This window comes from Streptomyces humidus (assembly GCF_014649655.1).
Classification (GTDB): domain Bacteria; phylum Actinomycetota; class Actinomycetes; order Streptomycetales; family Streptomycetaceae; genus Streptomyces; species Streptomyces humidus.
On record NZ_BMTL01000179.1, the window covers coordinates 1 to 524 of the forward strand.

The following is a 524-nucleotide window of genomic DNA, read 5'->3' on the forward strand; positions in this document are numbered from 1 at the left end:
CGGGACAGGACCAGCGCGCCGAACAGCGTGCAGAGCCGGACGATGCCGTCCTGGTCGTCACCGGCCAGGAAATCGGCGAAGTCGGCCACCCCCTCGGCGTAGACGCGACGGGCCCCGGGCCCCCCGCCCTCGCGCGCGATGTCGCCGGCGAGCGCGGCGACCGGGCAGCCGTCCGCCGGGTCGTCGCGGTGCTCGACGGAGAGGTAGGCGTCGATCAGCGCCTGCTGGGCGGCGGCTCGCTGCCCGTCGTTCCGCTCGAGCCCGGCGCTGTGGCGTCGGGCAAGCTCGGCGAAGGCGTGGGCGGTGGCCTCGTCGACGAGCGCCTCCTTGGAGGCGAACTGCTTGTAGAAGGCGCCGTGCGTCAGACCGGCCGCCTTCATCAGGTCGGCGACGCTGACCTGCGTGCCCTGCTCTCGGAACAGCCGGGACGCGGTGTCCACCACCCGCCTGCGATTCTCCTCCGCCTGCGCCTGCGATACGCGGCCCATGACCACCTCCCATTTGGATGTCGACTGGCATCTATC

General features: G+C 72.3%; 1 protein-coding gene. It reads right to left on the reverse strand.

Annotated elements, in window-relative coordinates; all coding sequences use genetic code 11:
• Positions 1–488: TetR/AcrR family transcriptional regulator (locus IE239_RS41640; RefSeq protein WP_190154635.1), on the reverse strand; the 488-nt coding region annotated here is incomplete at its 3' end.
• Positions 489–524: the final 36 nt, after the last annotated feature.